At 62.1% G+C, this 17,253-nt stretch carries 12 protein-coding genes; 2 read left to right on the top strand and 10 right to left on the bottom strand.

The window, feature by feature from the left end; translation table 11 throughout:
* The first annotated feature begins 53 nt into the window (after positions 1–53).
* Positions 54–545 carry an acetolactate synthase small subunit gene (ilvN, locus tag GQB03_RS03565; RefSeq protein ID WP_159684509.1) on the top strand — a complete coding sequence of 164 codons (492 nt, stop codon included), beginning with the start codon at positions 54–56 and terminating at the stop codon, positions 543–545.
* Positions 546–616: 71 nt separating this feature from the next.
* Positions 617–1,633, top strand: a complete 1,017-nt coding sequence (ilvC, locus tag GQB03_RS03560; RefSeq protein ID WP_159684506.1) for a ketol-acid reductoisomerase — start codon at positions 617–619, stop codon at positions 1,631–1,633.
* A gap of 652 nt (positions 1,634–2,285) precedes the next feature.
* Here the strand turns inward: ilvC and GQB03_RS03555 are convergent.
* The 10 genes from GQB03_RS03555 to GQB03_RS03510 form a co-directional block, all read right to left on the bottom strand.
* The gene (locus tag GQB03_RS03555) at positions 2,286–2,951 is read right to left on the bottom strand and encodes a response regulator (protein WP_159684503.1); all 666 of its coding nucleotides are present in this window, start codon (positions 2,949–2,951) and stop codon (positions 2,286–2,288) included.
* A 116-nt stretch (positions 2,952–3,067) separates the two neighbouring features.
* Positions 3,068–5,005 (bottom strand): type IV pili methyl-accepting chemotaxis transducer N-terminal domain-containing protein, encoded by a 1,938-nt coding sequence (locus GQB03_RS03550; RefSeq protein WP_159684500.1) that lies wholly within the window; start codon positions 5,003–5,005, stop codon positions 3,068–3,070.
* 101 nt (positions 5,006–5,106) lie between these two features.
* Complete coding sequence (locus GQB03_RS03545) at positions 5,107–5,883, bottom strand: peptidylprolyl isomerase (protein WP_159684497.1); 777 nt, start codon at positions 5,881–5,883, stop codon at positions 5,107–5,109.
* 9 nt (positions 5,884–5,892) lie between these two features.
* Positions 5,893–6,615 carry a respiratory nitrate reductase subunit gamma gene (gene narI, locus GQB03_RS03540; RefSeq protein ID WP_159684495.1) on the bottom strand — a complete coding sequence of 241 codons (723 nt, stop codon included), beginning with the start codon at positions 6,613–6,615 and terminating at the stop codon, positions 5,893–5,895.
* The gene (gene narJ, locus GQB03_RS03535; RefSeq protein ID WP_200832093.1) at positions 6,612–7,298 is read right to left on the bottom strand and encodes a nitrate reductase molybdenum cofactor assembly chaperone; all 687 of its coding nucleotides are present in this window, start codon (positions 7,296–7,298) and stop codon (positions 6,612–6,614) included. The genes narI and narJ overlap by 4 nt, the downstream gene beginning before the upstream one ends.
* Position 7,299: 1 nt before the next feature.
* A complete protein-coding gene (gene narH, locus GQB03_RS03530) occupies positions 7,300–8,832 on the bottom strand; it encodes a nitrate reductase subunit beta (protein ID WP_159684492.1) in 1,533 nt (510 codons plus the stop codon).
* Between the two features lie 11 nt (positions 8,833–8,843).
* Complete coding sequence (locus tag GQB03_RS03525; protein ID WP_159684489.1) at positions 8,844–12,626, bottom strand: nitrate reductase subunit alpha; 3,783 nt, start codon at positions 12,624–12,626, stop codon at positions 8,844–8,846.
* Between the two features lie 66 nt (positions 12,627–12,692).
* Positions 12,693–14,348 (bottom strand): MFS transporter, encoded by a 1,656-nt coding sequence (locus GQB03_RS03520; RefSeq protein WP_235026925.1) that lies wholly within the window; start codon positions 14,346–14,348, stop codon positions 12,693–12,695.
* A gap of 22 nt (positions 14,349–14,370) precedes the next feature.
* Complete coding sequence (locus GQB03_RS03515) at positions 14,371–15,618, bottom strand: MFS transporter (RefSeq protein ID WP_159684487.1); 1,248 nt, start codon at positions 15,616–15,618, stop codon at positions 14,371–14,373.
* 166 nt (positions 15,619–15,784) lie between these two features.
* A complete protein-coding gene (locus GQB03_RS03510; RefSeq protein ID WP_159684484.1) occupies positions 15,785–16,675 on the bottom strand; it encodes a Crp/Fnr family transcriptional regulator in 891 nt (296 codons plus the stop codon).
* Positions 16,676–17,253: the final 578 nt, after the last annotated feature.

Raw genomic sequence — 17,253 nt, 5'->3', positions numbered from 1 at the left:
CCGTTTCCGCGGACCTGCGGTTCAACCAAGACCTTTCTCATCGAGAGCCCACCATGAGACACGTGATCTCCCTGCTCATCGAGAACGAATCCGGCGCACTGTCCCGCGTCTCCGGCCTGTTCTCGGCACGCGGCTACAACATCGAATCGCTTACCGTCGCCCCTACCGAAGACGCCTCCATGTCGCGGATGACCATCGTCACCAGCGGCTCGGACGAAATCGTCGAGCAGATCACCAAGCAGCTGAACAAGCTCGTCGAGGTCGTCAAGGTGGTCGACATCTCCGAATCCGCACACATCGAGCGCGAACTCCTGCTCATCAAGGTCCGCGCCACAGGCAAGGACCGCGAGGAGATGAAGCGCATGTCGGAGATCTTCCGCGGCCGCATCATCGACGTGACCGACAGTACCTACGTCATCGAGATGACCGGCAACCAGCAGAAGCTGGACTCGTTCGTCGGCGCCATCGACCGCGCGCTGATCCTCGAGACGGTACGTTCAGGCGTCACCGGCATCGGCCGCGGCGACCGCATTCTCAAGATCTGAGCAACAATTTTTGTGACCCGGCAGGTCGTCCGCACATGACGGCGGCCGCCAAGCGAACCGAAAGGACCAACATGAAAGTTTATTACGACAAGGACGCAGACCTCTCCCTCATCAAAGGCAAGAAGGTCACCATCGTCGGCTACGGCTCCCAGGGCCACGCCCACGCCCAGAACCTCAACGAGTCCGGTGTCAAGGTGACCGTCGCGCTGCGCAAGGATGGCGCGTCGTGGGAAAAGGCCAAGGCCGCCGGTCTCAAGGTCGAGGAAATCGCCAAGGCGGTCAAGACCGCCGACCTGGTGATGATCCTGTTGCCCGACGAAAACATCCCCGAGGTCTACAGGAACGAAGTCGAGCCCAACATCAAGAAAGGCGCGACCCTGGCCTTCGCCCACGGCTTCAACGTGCATTACAACCAGGTGGTGCCCCGCGCCGATCTGGACGTGATCATGATCGCCCCCAAGGGCCCGGGCCACACCGTGCGCTCCGAGTACCTCAAGGGGGGCGGCGTGCCGACCCTGATCGCCGTGCATCAGGACAAGTCCGGCAAGGCCAAGGACATCGCGCTTTCCTATGCTGCCGCGAACGGCGGCACCAAGGGCGGCGTGATCGAGACCGATTTCAAGGAAGAGACCGAGACCGACCTGTTCGGCGAGCAGGCAGTGCTGTGCGGCGGTGCCGTCGAGCTGGTCAAGATGGGCTTCGAGACCCTCACTGAAGCCGGCTATGCACCGGAGATGGCCTACTTCGAGTGCCTGCACGAGCTCAAGCTGATCGTCGACCTGATGTACGAAGGCGGCATCGCCAACATGAACTACTCGATCTCCAACAACGCGGAGTACGGTGAGTACGTAACCGGCAGCGAAGTCATCAACGAGCAGTCGCGCGAAGCGATGCGCAATGCACTCAAGCGCATCCAGACCGGTGAATACGCCAAGATGTTCATCCAGGAAGGCCGCAGCAACTACGCCTCGATGACCGCGCGCCGTCGCCTCAACGCGGCCCACCCGATCGAAGTGGTCGGCGGGCAGCTGCGTGAGATGATGCCCTGGATCCGCAAGAACAAGCTGGTCGACCAGTCGAAGAACTGAGCGTCGCCTGCTTCGTGAAGGCCGGGGTCCGGACATGCCGGACCCCGGCCTTTTTCCATTGCCGGACGCGCCAGCTCGGAGCCGCCGGTCAAGCCTTCCCCGACAACGCGCGATGAAGAAGATCTCGGGCCAGGCTGGCGGAACGGTCGATACGCGCGCCACTGGCCTGCCGATTGCCGGCGCTGCCCACCCGCCTTGGCCCTTTCGCGCAAGCATGCTCGCACCATGGCTTCAGTCCATCAATTCGCGCGGAACAAGAGGGGCGTTCAGGCTGATTACGCCTTGCTCCAAGAGCAAAGCACCACGCCGGTTACTTCGAAGCTTCAACGACACCATGTGCGCCCACAACATCTCCCACCCATAAGAATATCGACTTGTGCCACATGTCCTGGATATGCGGAACGGGAAGCCAAGTCCTGCAAGCCCCCTGCCTCCGCTTGGGCAGACGGTGAGTTTTCGACGCGGTCCAGCACGCTGGAGGTAGAGTGCGCGGGCCGCATCGCTTCCCTTCAACGACTCGACCCAGACCGGTCAGCGGCGCAACCTGCCCGCCAGGTCGGCGCGTCCTTCACGATCCAGATTGAGCACACGTTGATTCGCCAGCTGCACGGTGCCTGACAGACGGGCCGCGAGCAGGCCGGGGGCCCATTCTTCATGGGCGGGCCACGCCATGTTCGACCGCGAATACGGCAGCTTGCACGCGGCTGTTCAGTTGCAGTTTCTTGAGAATGCTCTGTACGTGAATCTTGACGGTGCTTTCGGCCACCTCCAGGTCGCGCGCGATGTGCTTGTTGCTCAAGCCCTTGGCGACACACACCAGTATGTCCCGCTCGCGCGGGGTGAGTTTGCCCAGAGCGGCGGTGTCGGCGGCTGGCGTGCTTGAACGCTCGTTATGGACGGCAAGCAACTTGCTCATCATGGGTTGAGAAATCACCGGCTCGCCGCGCGCGGCCATGCGAATGGCGTTGGCGAGCGTATCGGCTTCGATGTTCTTCAGCAGATAGCCGGCTGCGCCGGCGCGCAGGGTATCGAGCAGATCGTCCGCATCCTCCGAGACGGTCAGCATCAGCACATGCACATCGCCCGAATCCTGAAGCATCAGCCGTAGCGCATCGCTCCCGCTGACGCCGGGCATGTTCAGGTCGAGAAGGACCACATCCGGCCGCAATTGTTTGGCGCGCTTGACCCCCTCCATGCCGTCAGCGGTCTCGCCGACGATCTCAAAATCGGGATACTCCTGCAGTAGCGCGCGGATGCCGCTTCGAAACAGGGCGTGGTCGTCAACGAGCAAGACGCGAACCGGCTGCGGCGTGGTCACGAAAACCTCGCCTGGGTCGCACGCTCACCGCTCAGCCGCATCCTTTGGAGAATGGCGAATTCAATTGACATTGGGGCTTCCCCGGAATGACGAGCGGCCGACGATGGATTCAAAGATCATGTGACCTCGGCGCTCTGACGTGGCAGATCAAAACGGATCTCGGTGCCTTTGCCACGCGAAGAGCGTACCGAAATGCGGCCGCCGATACGTGCGGCGCGTTCTTGCATGATATCAAGGCCGATGTGCGCGTCATTGCCATGACGTGGCTTGGTCTGCTGTTTGAAGCCCACCCCGTCGTCGCGCACGATCACCGACAGCCCCTCGAAACCACGCCGCAGGCTGATCTTGACGGATTTTGCGCGGGCGTGTTTGCGGATGTTGGCAAGCGCTTCCTGCACGATGTAGAGCACCTGCGTTTCGGTCTCGGGATCGAGCGGGGCACCGCCGCCGTCAACTTCGAACTCGGTGACCACGCCTGCCTGTTCGGCGACATGGCGCAGCGCGGCACTTATCGCGCTGTCGAGATCCCGCGTGTCGATGCGCGCACGGAAATGCACCAGCAGTTCGCGCACGTCATCGTAGCTCTCGTCTACGCCGCGCCTGATCAGTTTGAGCGTGGAACGCATCAGTGCGTCGTCGTGGCGGTCGAGCGATTTTTCAAGCAACTGGAGCTGGATATTGAGAAAAGCGAGGCCCTGAGCGATCGAGTCATGCAGTTCGTGCGCCAACAGGTTGCGCTCGTCCGATACCGCCAGTTCGCGGTCACGCGCCCGCAGACGCAAATTGTCGATTGCGCTTCCCAGTTGCTGGCCGAGCGTCTCGAGCAGTTTGCGCTCTGATTCGCCCAGGGTATTGGCCTGTTTGAAGAACAGGTTGAACACCCCTATGGGCTTCTTGCCGACACTGACCGATGTCGCGGCAACCCCCTGAAAGCCGGCCAGCCGGCAGGTGTCGAGGGTAAGCTTGGGGTTGCTCTCCGCGATATTGGCGACCAGCGCCACCTTGCGGGCGGTCGCCTCGCCGCACAGACACTCTCCGCAGGGCAACAGCGCTTCGCGATCGCGGAAATCGGTGTCGAGCCCGGAATCGACGGTAATGCAGAGATTCTCCGCGCTTGCGTCGAGCAGGCGCACCGAGCCGGCGCTTGCCCCCAGCGCGACTTGCACGCGGTCGAGAAAGCCGCGGCACAAGGAATCAACATCGGTTGGCGCGCGCAGGAAGGCACCAACCGCGTACAAAATTTCCAGTTCCTTGTTTTTTGCTGTGAGCGTGCGCGTCTTGTCGTCAACGCGTTCCTCGAGGGTCGTGTAGAGGCTTTCGAGGTGCCCAGCCATGGTGTTGAAACCTTTGGCCAGCTTGCCCAGTTCGTCCTGGGTACGCACCGGCACGCGGATCGTGAAGTCTTCTTCGCTGATCCGGCGCAGGCCATCGCCAAGGGTTGATATCGGTCGAATCACGAGATTGAAGAAAAAACGGAGCAGGACAATCGTGCCGATAACCGCCAGGACGATAAGCAGAATCTGCAAGTTTCGCAGCACGTCAATGCTCTTCCCGTAGCTCACTTCCATTTTGAGCACGGTGCTATTGATGCGGCTGACGAAGTCCTCGACGACCGGATCGAAGCTGATCCCGTGTTTGCCGGTACTCCGCTCTTGCGTTGCGATGCCATCGAGTATGGGCCGGATGCGCTGATGCCACAGGCTGACCAGCGCGTCCACATCGCCGGGAATGCCGATATCGCGGGGAATGAACAGCGGCCGTTTTGGATCGCCGAGCACGAGGTCGTTGAGAATGGCGTCGATCTCGTGGATTTCCCGCTGCAACTGCGCGGCGAACTGCGCGCCCGCTGCCTCGCCTTCGGGCGGATGGCTCAACTGGTGCGCAATGCGGTAGGTGCGCATGCGCAGACTGCCGGCGTCGTTCAAAGCCGCCGAGGCACCCTCGAGTTGCCATGAGACAAACAGCGTCAGTCCGATCGCGGTGAGTGCGACCAGAAAGAAGATCACCAGCATTGACGTGATCTTGACTGCGAGCGTCCGTTTGGCGTGAAACATCCCCGATCCCGATGGCCGACGAAAAAAATCCTGCGCGGCCGCAAGCAAAAGGCAAAGCGCCCGGCACCGCGAGATGCCGGGCGTTGTTTGCGTGTGACGCCTTACTGCACCAATGGGGTGTCGGCACCGTCGATGAGGACACCCTCAATATGCGCTTCACCGGCGAGCACTTGAATGTACTGTCGTAGAGCGGTGACATAGGCGTTTTGTTGCAAGGACATCATCACCGCGCCTTTCACCGCTTCAAAATCCGGCTCGATGCCGGGCATACGTTCGAGCACCTCGACCACATGCAGGCCGAAGCGGCTATGCACCAGGCGCGGCAGCACGCCGACCTCGTTGCGACCGAATATCTCGCGGGCGAATTCGGGCGCGCAGTCCCTGTCCTGCAGCCAGCCGAGATCGCCGCCGTTGGCAGCGCTCGGGCAGTTGGACAGCTCGCGCGCCTGCTGCGCGAATCTGTCGTCCGCGGTGTCCTTGTAGCAGCGCACATCGAGCATCGCATGTTCCGCGCGATTGCGCAGGGCGACGACATCCACGCCGACAGTGACGGCGAACAGGATGTGGCGCAAGCGGACCTTTTCGCCGATGGCGTACTTGGCCTTGTGTGCTTCGAAGTGTCGCCGGCAGGCATCGTCGCTGGGTAGTGGCAGCACGATTTCGCGTTCGAGCAGCGCCTCGATGGCGTTTGCTGCCGCTTCGCTGATCACGCCATCGGTCGATGGCGCGTCGTCGGCGTCGAGCAAGCCCTCATGTTGTGCCGCCTGACGCAACAATTCCGTGCACGCCCGCTGGCGCAACTCTTCGTCACCCAACGCGAGATCGGGTGTGTTGAGGGTGACGCCATTGACCTTGGCGGCATCGAAATCAGACATCATGGATTCTCCTCAGGAGCGGCCGGGCTGGTTGTGTCCGGCGGGTACATTGAGCCGGCGGCTACGCACCACCTGGAAGGGACGGACAATATAGCCGAGCGAGGCGAAGCCACTCCAGATATGCACCAGCCGGGTGAATGGGAAGATCAGGAAGATGGTCATGCCGAGGAACAGGTGAAGCTTGAACACCCAGCTTACGCTGATAATCAGATCCGCCGCGCCACCGCGGAAAGTAACGATGTGCTGGCCCCAGTCGGCAAGGAGCATCATCACGCTGCCGTCGAGGTGCTGGCCCGAGATGGGCACGGTGGCGACGCCGAGCGCCAACTGGATCAGGAACAGCCAAAGGATGACGATGTCGCTGGTTTTGGAGTTGACGCGAATGCGCGGCTCGGTGAGGCGGCGCTGCAGCAGAAGTCCCACACCCACCAGCGCGGCCAGGCCGGCGATGCCGCCGCTGACCATGGCCAGCAGCTGTTTGGTGCCCGCGCTGATGAAGATGTTGTACACCGCGTGCGGCGTGAGCATGCCGATGAAATGGCCGAAAAACAGGAACAGCACACCGACGTGGAACAGGTTGCTACCCCAGCGCAACTGGCCCATGCGCAGCATTTGCGAGGAATCACTCTTCCAGGTGTATTGATCGCGGTCGAAGCGGATCAGGCTGCCGACGAAGAATACGGTCAGGCAGATGTAAGGATAAATCCCGAAAACGAAGTTGTGAATGGGGTTCATTTGGCAGCTCCGATTTGAGTGGATGCGCGGTCGCGGACGAAATGCACGGTTTGCGGTGTGTCGGGGCGAGCCTGGCCACGAGTCGAACAGCCGTCGAAGGCCTGCGGCTCCTGCCACGCCTCGTCGATGTCCGGTTCCGGTGCAATCTCCACCGAGTGCACTTGCTCACCGGCCAGCTCGAGAAGTGCCGCCAGCACCGTGGCGTAATGGCTGCCGCGCTGCTGCAGCGCAGTGTGAACCGCGTTGAGGATGTGGGCGATTTCACCGAGAAAGGCGCGCGCCTGTCGCGGTGGCTGGGTGGACACGAACTCGAGCACCGCGGGCAGGTAGTCGGGCAACTCTCCGGGGGCCAGAACGAGCCCCGCGTCGGCGTAAGTCTTGCCCAGATCGACCATCGCCGTGCCGCGATCGCGTGAATCGCCATGCACATGCTCGAACAGGTGCAGCGAGGTTGAGCGGCCGCGGTCGAACAGGTCCACGTACACCGCCTCGCAATCGAGCGCATCTTCGGCCAGCAGCGTGGCGACGAGCGCGTCGAGCGCTGCCAGCCGCGCCTTATCGAGCGCGTGTTCGCCATGCAGCACCTGTTGCAGCTCGGCCAGGTGGGCGCGTAGTTCGGCATCCGGATAGGTGAGCAGATGCGAAAGCGCACGCAGGCTCATTGACATATTTTTTGCTGCCATCTCAGACCTCCGCCTTGATCGGGATGGTGCGCCTCTTGGTCGCACCGAACAGACTCGTGTCGCTGATACCGTCGGAGCAGCCGTTGCCAAAGCTGAAGCCGCAGCCGCCGCGCAGGTCGAAGGTGTTTTCAGCGTACTCGCGATGGGTCGAAGGAATCACGAAGCGGTCTTCGTAATTGGCGATCGCCATGATCTGGTACATCTCTTCGACCTGGGCAACGCTCAGCCCAGTGCGCTCGAGCACTTCGAGGTTCTCGACCTGATCGACGTGTTTGTCGCGCTGGTAGGCGCGCATCGCCAGCATGCGCTCGAGCGCCCGCACCACAGGTTTGGTGTCGCCGGCGGTGAGCAGGTTGGCCAGGTAGTTGACCGGGATGCGCAGTTCCTTGACGTCGGGAATCGAGCCGTTGACACCGATCTGGCCGGCATTGGCCGCGGCGGTGATCGGCGACAGGGGCGGCACGTACCACACCATCGGCAGCGTGCGATATTCGGGATGCAGCGGCAGCGCCACCTTCCAGTCCACCGCCATCTTGTACACCGGGCTGTTGCGGGCGCCTTCCAGCCAGGCTTCGGAGATGCCGTCCGCGCGCGCCTGTTCGATGACCTTCGGATCGTTCGGATCGAGGAAGATATCGAGCTGCGCCTGGTAGAGATCGCGGTCATGCTCGACGCTTGCAGCGGCTTCGATACGGTCGGCGTCATACAGCAACACGCCCAGATAGCGGATCCGGCCGACGCAGGTTTCCGAGCACACGGTAGGCTGGCCGACTTCGATGCGCGGGTAGCAGAAGATGCACTTCTCGGCCTTGCCGCTCTTCCAGTTGTAATAGATCTTCTTGTACGGGCAGGCGCTCACGCACATGCGCCAGCCGCGGCACTTGTCCTGATCGATCAGCACGATGCCGTCTTCCTCGCGCTTGTAGATTGAGCCCGACGGACAACTGGCCACGCAGGCGGGATTGAGACAGTGCTCGCACAGCCGCGGCAGATACATCATGAAGGTGTTTTCGAACTGGCCGACCATCTCCTTTTGTGCCTGCTCGAAGCCGTTGAAGTTGGCATCCTTGCTGCGCTTGGAGAATTCGCCGCCGAGAATTTCTTCCCAGTTCGGGCCCCACACGATCTTCTCCATGCGCTTGCCGGTGATCAGGCTGCGCGGGCGGGCCACCGGGCTGGCCTTCATTTCGGGCGCCGAGTGCAGGTGGCCGTAGTCGAAGGTGAAGGGCTCGTAGTAGTCGTCGATCTGCGGCAGATTCGGATTCGCAAAAATGCGCATCAGCAGCTTCCACTTGCCGCCCTGACGCGGCTCGATGCTGCCGTCGGATTTGCGAATCCAGCCGCCGTTCCATTTTTCCTGGTTTTCCCATTCCTTCGGGTAGCCGATACCGGGCTTGGTCTCGACGTTGTTGAACCATGCGTATTCCATGCCGGCACGGCTGGTCCACACGTTCTTGCAGGTGACCGAGCAGGTATGGCAGCCGATGCACTTGTCGAGGTTGAGCACCATGCCGATTTGAGCGCGTATCTTCATTTGCTTAGTCCTTATGCCTGTTCGGCCGTGGCGACCGGTTCGTTGTCGAGCCAGTCGATCTTCGCCATCTTGCGCACCACCACGAATTCGTCGCGGTTGGTGCCGATCGTGCCGTAGTAATTGAAGCCGTAACTGAACTGCGCGTAGCCGCCAATCATGTGGGTCGGCTTGAGCACCACGCGGGTGACCGAGTTGTGGATGCCGCCGCGCACCCCAGTGATTTCCGAGCCCGGTGTATTCACCGTCTTTTCCTGCGCGTGATACATGAGTGTCATGCCCGGTTTGATGCGCTGGCTGACCACCGCACGGGCCGCAATCGCGCCATTGACGTTGAACAGCTCGACCCAGTCGTTATCGACGATGCCAGCTATTTTGGCGTCGTCTTCGCTGATCCAGATTACCGGCCCGCCGCGGTTGAGCGTGAGCATGATCAGGTTGTCGGTATAGGTTGAGTGGATACCCCATTTCTGGTGCGGTGTGATGAAGTTGAGGAGCACTTCCTTGTTGCCGTTGGAGCGGATGTTGTGCAGGTCGGCGGTCGCCTTCAGGTCGACTGGCGGACGGTAGGTGCTGAAGCCTTCACCGAAGGCCACCATCCACGGGTGATCGAGATAGAATTGCTGGCGGCCGGTCAGCGTGCGCCACGGAATCAGCTCGTGCACGTTGGTATAGCCGGCGTTGTAGGACACATGCTCGCTTTCCAGGCCGCTCCAGGTCGGTGAGCTGATGATCTTGCGGGGCTGCGCCTGGATGTCGCGGAAGCGGATCTTCTCGTCTTCACGATGGATCGCGAGGTGGGTATGGTCGCGGCCGGTGATCTTAGACAGCGCAGCCCACGCCTTGACGGCCACATGGCCGTTGGTTTCGGGCGCCAGCGTGAGGATGACCTCGGCCGCGTCGATGTCGGTGTCGATGTTCGGCAAGCCTTGGCTGGCCCCTTCGTCGAGTACCTTGCCATTGAGATCGGCGAGATTTCCGACCTCGGTCTCGGTGTTCCAGGCAATGCCCTTGCCGCCATTGCCGACGCTCTTCATCAGCGGGCCGAGCGAGGTGAAGCGCTTGTAGAGGTTGGGGTAATCGCGCTCGATCACCTTGATCGACGGACCCGTCTTGCCGGGAATCAGCTCGCATTCGCCCCGCGCCCAGTCCTTGACGCCGATCGCCTGCGCCAGCTCGTCCGGGGTGTCGTGCATGAGCGGAGTGAGCACCACCTCCTTCTCGACACCCAAATGGCCGACGCACACCTCACTGAATGCCTTCGCCAATCCCTTGTAGATCTCCCAGTCGCTGCGCGACTCCCAGGCCGGATCGACGGCGGTCGACAGCGGATGGATGAACGGGTGCATGTCGCTGGTGTTCAGGTCGTTCTTTTCGTACCAGGTCGCGGTCGGCAGCACCACGTCCGAATACAGGCAGGTCGTGCTCATGCGGAAATCGAGCGTCACCAGCAGGTCGAGCTTGCCTTCGGGGGCCTTGTCGTGCCAGGCCACTTCGGCCGGCTTGGCGTCGCTCGGGCCAAGATCCTTGCCCTGCACCCCATTGCTGGTGCCCAGCAGATGCTTGAGGAAATATTCATGCCCCTTGCCGCTCGATCCGAGCAGATTGGAGCGCCACACCAGCAGGTTGCGCGGCCAGTTGTCGGGGTGATCCGGATCGGTGCAGCTCATCTTGATGCTGCCTTCGGTAAGCGACTTCACCGTGTACTCGACCGGGTCCATACCGGCTTTCTCGGCGTCCTTGACGATCTGGATCGGGTTGCGCTGCAACTGCGGCGACGACGGTAGCCAGCCCATGCGCTCAGCGCGCACGTTGTAGTCGATCATGCTGCCGCCATAGGCGTCCTTGTCGGCCAAGGGCGAGAGCACCTCATCAAGGCCGAGCTTTTCGTAACGCCACTGGTCACTGTGCGCATAGAAGTAGCTGGTGGCGTTCATCTGACGTGGCGGGCGGATCCAGTCGAGGGCGAAGGCCAGCGCTGTCCAGCCGGTTTGCGGGCGCAGCTTCTCCTGCCCCACGTAGTGCGACCAGCCGCCACCGCTCTTGCCGATGCAACCGCACATCATCAGCATGTTGATGATGCCGCGGTAGTTCATGTCGCAGTGATACCAGTGGTTCATGCCGGCGCCGATGATGACCATCGAGCGGCCTTTCGTCTTGTCGGCGTTGTCGGCGAACTGGCGGGCCACGGCGATGACCTTGTCGCGCGGCACGCCAGTGATCCTTTCCTGCCAGGCAGGCGTGTAGGGCGCGTCGTCGTCGTAATCGGCGGCCGCGTTCTCGCCCTCCAGACCGCGCGCCACACCGTACTGGGCGGCCTGCAGGTCGAACACCGTGGCGACCATCACGTCGCGCTGCTCGCCATCCACGGTCAGCGGCAAAGTGCGTACCGGCACCGTGCGCAGCGACACTTCGTCCTGCGGGTTGTCGGTGAAGTGCGGGTTCTTGACGCCGCCAAAGTAGGGGAAACCGACGCGCGCGGTTTCAGCGCCGTGGGCTTCGTCCTCGAGCAGCGACAGCATCAGCTTCGTATCCTTGCCGTCGCGGGCGTCCTTGGCTTCGAGGTTCCACTGTCCCTGGTCGGCACGGCCGTCCGCGCCCCAGCGAAAACCGATCGCGCCATTGGGCAGCACCACCTTGCCACCTTCCGCGAGCGCCACGGTCTTCCATTCCGGATTGTTGTCGGCACCAAGGTGATCGGCGAAATCGGCCGCGCGCACGTAGCGGTCCGGCACCATCACGGTGTCGCCGCCCGGTGTGGTGTGCTCCCTGAGCATGACCAGCATGGGCAGGTCGGTGTAGCGCCGCGCGTAGTCATCGAAGTAGGGGCTGCGCTTGTCGAAATAGAATTCCTTGAGGATCACGTGCCCCATCGCCATCGATACTGCCGCGTCGGTGCCGGCCTTGGGATGCAGCCACAAATCGGAAAGCTTGGCCACTTCGGAGTAGTCGGGCGTGACGGCGACGATCTTGGTGCCTTTGTAGCGCACCTCGGTAAAGAAATGCGCGTCCGGCGTGCGCGTCTGCGGCACGTTCGAGCCCCAGGCGATGATGAAGTTGGAGTTGTACCAGTCGGCCGATTCGGGCACGTCGGTCTGCTCGCCCCAAACCTGCGGGCTGGACGGCGGCAGGTCGCAATACCAGTCGTAGAAGCTCAAGGGCGTGCCGCCAATCAGGCTCAGATAGCGGCTGCCGGCGGCGTAGGAAACCATCGACATGGCAGGAATCGGCGAAAAGCCGGCAACGCGGTCGGGACCGTATTTCTTGATCGTGTACGCGTTGGCGGCGGCGATCAGCTCGTTGACTTCCTTCCAGCTGGCGCGCACGAAACCGCCCAGTCCGCGTACCTGCTGGTAATCGCGCCGCTTGGATTCGGATTCGACGATCTCGGCCCAGGCGTCGACCGGGTCGTGATGGCGGCGTATGTCGCGCCAACTGCGCAGCAGGCGACCGCGGACGAGCGGATATTTGAGGCGGTTGGCGCTGTACAGGTACCAGCTGTAACTCGCGCCGCGGGCACAGCCGCGCGGCTCATGGTTGGGCAGATCGGCGCGCGTGCGCGGGTAGTCGGTCTGTTGTGTCTCCCAGGTGACGATTCCGCCCTTGACGTAGATCTTCCACGAACAGGAGCCTGTGCAATTGACACCGTGGGTCGAGCGGGCGATCTTGTCGTGTGCCCAGCGGTCGCGGTAGGCGTTTTCCCAAGTACGGTCCTCTCCGGTGGTCACACCGTGCTCACCGGAGAAACGCTCCTTTGGATTCGAGAAATACTTCAGTCTGTCAAGAAAGTGACTCATGGATTGCTCCTGTCAATTCGCAGTTCTGGCATGCGATTCGATCGCAAACGCGATGTGGAAAGTGGCTTAGGGATTGCGGACGTAGGCGTTCTTGCGCAGATAGAACCACCAGTTGATGACCAGGCAAATGGCATAGAACAGCGCGAAGCCGTACATCGCGTTTTCCGGCGTACCGGCATGGATCTGTCCGCCAATCATGGTCGGGGCCACAAAAGACCCGTAGGCCGCAACCGCGGAAGTCCAACCCAGCACCGGGCCAGCCTGCTCGCGGTTGAAGATGTGGCCCACCGAGCGGAAGGTAGAACCGTTACCGACGCCCGACGCGAGGAAAAGCAGCGAAAAGAGCAGCATGAAGATCAGGAAGTACTGCTCCGGGGTCTCGGAGTGATAGGCGAGGAACATCACGTAGCCCGTGGCGACCGAGGCCACCGCCATCACCGCCGACACCACCTGCGTCACGACGGAACCGCCAAGCTTGTCCGAAATCCAGCCGCCGAACGGCCGTGCCGCCGCTCCCAGGAAGGGGCCGATCCACGCGTAGGTCAGCGCCGAGGGCGCGGCCGGGTTCTTGACGTGTGTCCACATCCCCGTCGCCGCATCAAGAATGTGCTTGTCGCCAAAGATCACCGTGATCGCCAGCGGGGCGGCCAGCGAGAAGCCGATGAAAGACCCGAAGGTCACGACGTAGAGCGCGGTCATTGCCCAGGTGTGCTTGTTCGAGAAGATCGCGAACTGCTTCGCAACGTTCTCCTTCATTGGGCCGAACGCAGCAAGCTTCATGATCAACAGCGCCATGGAGATATCCAGTGGCACCAGGAACCACGCATTGATCAAGCCCAGGCCGGTCGGCGCCGGCAGGTAAAGGTAGAGACCGAAGATCGCGGGAATGAAGGCCAGCGTGTATAGCCAAGTGATCTTGGCGAAGCCCGCAACGACACCCGTCTGCGGCGAAACCGAGCGCAGATTGTTCATGCCGAACCAGACGGCGATCGACACCGGCACGAGGATCAGGATGCCCACGAAACCGGCGTTCTGGATGTAGGTGGGCGCGCCCGCCGGGATCTTGCCAAACAACCAGCCCGAGTCCTTGACGAGTGTCATGGGCTCGCCGCCGATGGCGCCAAACAGGCCTACGGTCATGAACAGCGGGATGAAAATCTGTGTCGCGGTCACGCCGAAATTGCCCAGACCCGCATTCAGACCCAGCGCCGTACCCTGCAGCCGCTTGGGAAAGAAGGGGTTGATGTTTGACATGGAGCTGGCGAAGTTGCCGCCGCCCACACCGGACCACAGCGCCAGAAGCTGGAATACCCACAGCGGGAGATCCTGGTGCTGCAGCGCGATGCCGGTGCCGATGACCGGCGTCAACAGCATCGCCGTGGTCAGGAAGATGGTGTTGCGCCCGCCCGCGAGTCGGATGAAGAACGACGAGGGGATACGCATCGTCGCGCCCGACAGGCCGGAGATCGCGGTCAGCGTGAACAACTGCTCCTTGGAGAAAGGGAAGCCGAGGTTCAGCATCTGCACCGAGATGATTCCCCACATCGCCCACACCGCGAATCCGCAGTACAGCGCCGGGATCGAGATCCACAGGTTGCGATTGGCGATACGCTTGCCGGTGCTCTCCCAGAACTTCTCGTCCTCTGGATCCCAGTGGTCGATGTCCGCCCCACCTTTCTTCTGTGTTTCGAGCGGCACGCGCTCGACACTGCTGGAATTCACATTCACCCCCTCGTTGCTTTTATCAAGACTTTGTTGACGCCGAGTGCATCACGTCGGTCGCGCGCACTTCGGTCCAGTACATCCAGATGAGCGACACCCAGGTCACGCCGTAGAGCAACATGAAGCAGCTGGAACGCACGCCGGTCAGATCGACCATCGCACCAAAGAGAATCGGCAGCAGGAAGCCGCCCAGGCCACCGACCAGGCCGACGATGCCGGATACCGCACCGATGTCATGCGGGAACTCGTCGGCGATGTATTTGAAGACCGAGGCCTTGCCGAACGCGAAGGCGACGCCGACGGTAAACATCAACGCGGTGAACATCCACGGGTTGAGGCCGATATCGAAGCTCTTCGGTCCGCTGACAGTCTGGATGGTGAGATGGGTCTGCGGGTAGGAGAGCAGGAACAGGCAGATCCACGACACCCACAACACCCACCAGGTCACCTTGTGGGCGCCGAAGCGGTCGGAAAACCATCCGCCGAAGGCGCGCAGAACGCCACCTGGCAAGGAAAACGCCGCCGCCAGCATGGCCGCCAGTTGCAGCGAGAAGCCGTACTCGGTGACGTAGTACTTTGTCATCCACAGGGCCAGCGCCACATAGCCGCCAAAGACGATCGAGTAGTACTGGCAGTACTTCCACACCCGCGGGTCTTTCAAGGCGCGCAACTGATCGGCAAAACTCACGTTAGAGGCGATTCGGTGCGCGGGGTCGTCGTAGCTGAAGAACCAGAAGGCCAGGGCAGTGAGAAGCATCGCGATGGCATACACGGTCGGCACCATTTCCCAGCCCCAGGCGGCGACGATGGCCGGCGCCACGAACTTGGTCAGCGCCGCGCCCGAGTTGCCGGCCCCGAAGATGCCCATCGCCAGCCCCTGACGATTGCGTTCGAACCAGCGGGCGCAGTAGGCAATACCCACCGAGAAGGAGCCGCCGGCCAGGCCGACGAACAGCCCGATCACCAGAAATTGCCAGTACTTGGTGGCGTGGCCAATGAGATAGATCGGCAGCACCGTACTGAGCATCAGCAAGAAGAACACCAGTCGGCCGCCATATTTGTCGCCCCACAGACCGAGCGGCAGGCGCACCAGCGCACCGGTGAGCACAGGCATCGAGGCGAGCAGGCCGAACTGGGTTTCGTTGAGGTTCAGCTGTGCCTTGATCGGCACACCGATGACCGCGAAGATCATCCACACCGCAAAGCACACCGTGAATGCCACCGTGCTCGACGAGAGCACAGAAATTTGCCGATGACGCAGTGTCGCCATTGCCGATCCTCCACCTGTGGCAGGCAGCTTATTCTGTTGGGATGTAGCGTACCGCCAGGCGGGCACACGCAACATCGGCCGTCCGCAGGGGGGCGAGGATGCAAAGGAACTAGGTCACAATGACTATGCGATAGATCGTCGCAGGTCGGATGTCCCATATCGACAGTCAACCACACGCCCCCGGCACGTCTGCCCCCCCCCCGCGGGGAGCAGACAGCGGACATCGGCCATTGAGCAGTGCGCTCAAGCTGTCGTAGTCGACAATGCGGATGTCTCGCCCACCGCCCTCGATCATGCGGGCGTCGCGCAGCTTGCGCAGGGCCCTGGACATGGCCTCGCTGCTCATGTTGAGCATGGAGGCAATGGTGCATTTAGGGGCGGCCAGGCGGACCCATCCGGGCTCCGCACCGCCGACACCGTCCTGCTCGATCAGATAGGCAGCCACCCGTTTGTATGTATGAAGGGGTGCGGTCTGGCTGATGGATTCGATCAGGGCCTGCACCCGTCCGGAGACCTCGGAGAGCATGCGCAAAGCCAGCTCATGATCTTCCCGCACCGCCTGGCGCAAGGCATCGGAGGGCACATGCAGCAAGCGTGTCGTTCGCACCGCCTGGGTCCGGGCGCGGTAGCGGGAAAGCCGAAAAACACCAATCTCGCCAAAGAAGCGCATTTCGGTAAAGAGTTCGATGACCTTTTCTCGCCCGTCCGGCTCCAGCGCGAGCAATTTGATGCCACCCTGGAGCACGAAGAACAATCCGGTCGGCACCGACCCACGTTGATAGACGGTTTCATCGCGCTTGTAGCGAAGCATCGCGGCATCGCGGGCGAGCAGGCTGAGCGTGCTGGCCTGGATCCCCTCGAGCAAGGGCATCGTCTTGAGCAAGGCGATGATGTCTGCCCGACGTTTGGTCTGGCTGGCGACCATCCCGCACCGCGCCTGAGTGATTCGCATGTCCAAGCGCACCTCGTCGTTCCGACTTCGAGGATCGTGGCTGCCTCCGACCACCGGACACACGGACAGACCCTCCGTGGCACCGACGATACGAAGGAAGGACATTCACGACAATCGGCCAGACGACCACCCCCCGAAGGAGGGGGATGGCCTAGTCCGAAAGCACTAGAGACCTGTCGGCCTTGACCGATTGTCGCAAGCCGCGTGGGAAGACGAGGCAAGATCCGGGCGGATTGGAGGCGCATCGTGGGGCCATGCAACGCGGTCGACCTCGATGGAGCGGTCCATGCCCGCCTCGACCTTGTTGGTCAGGGCGTTGCACTGAGCCATTCGCGCGACAGCCTATCCGACAGCTCGCGCGGCGGGCCCTGGCGAGCGGTCGCGTCGATGGTCCTGCAAGCCGCACTTGGACGCGCCGCAGTGCTCGGGCGGACTGCCCGGCGAGGCACGACGAGGCGCAGCTCAGCCAGGCGGTGCGCCAGATGTGTGATTGGGCGTGTGGTGCCCTCACCCGCTGGGTGACCCTTGTCGACACCGACAAGCGCCGAACATTCAGCCTCTTACCCTATATGCGGAAGCCGTCGTTTGTGGCTTCCGGGCAGTCTGCCCTTAGCGGATGGCGACTGCCCGGCGCCGCCACGCCATCACCCCAGCCAGCGAGAAACGCACGCTCGGCGTGCCGC

The organism is Cognatazoarcus halotolerans, assembly GCF_009800965.1.
Taxonomy (GTDB): domain Bacteria; phylum Pseudomonadota; class Gammaproteobacteria; order Burkholderiales; family Rhodocyclaceae; genus Cognatazoarcus; species Cognatazoarcus halotolerans.
This window is presented reverse-complemented; position numbering and strand designations above follow the sequence as displayed.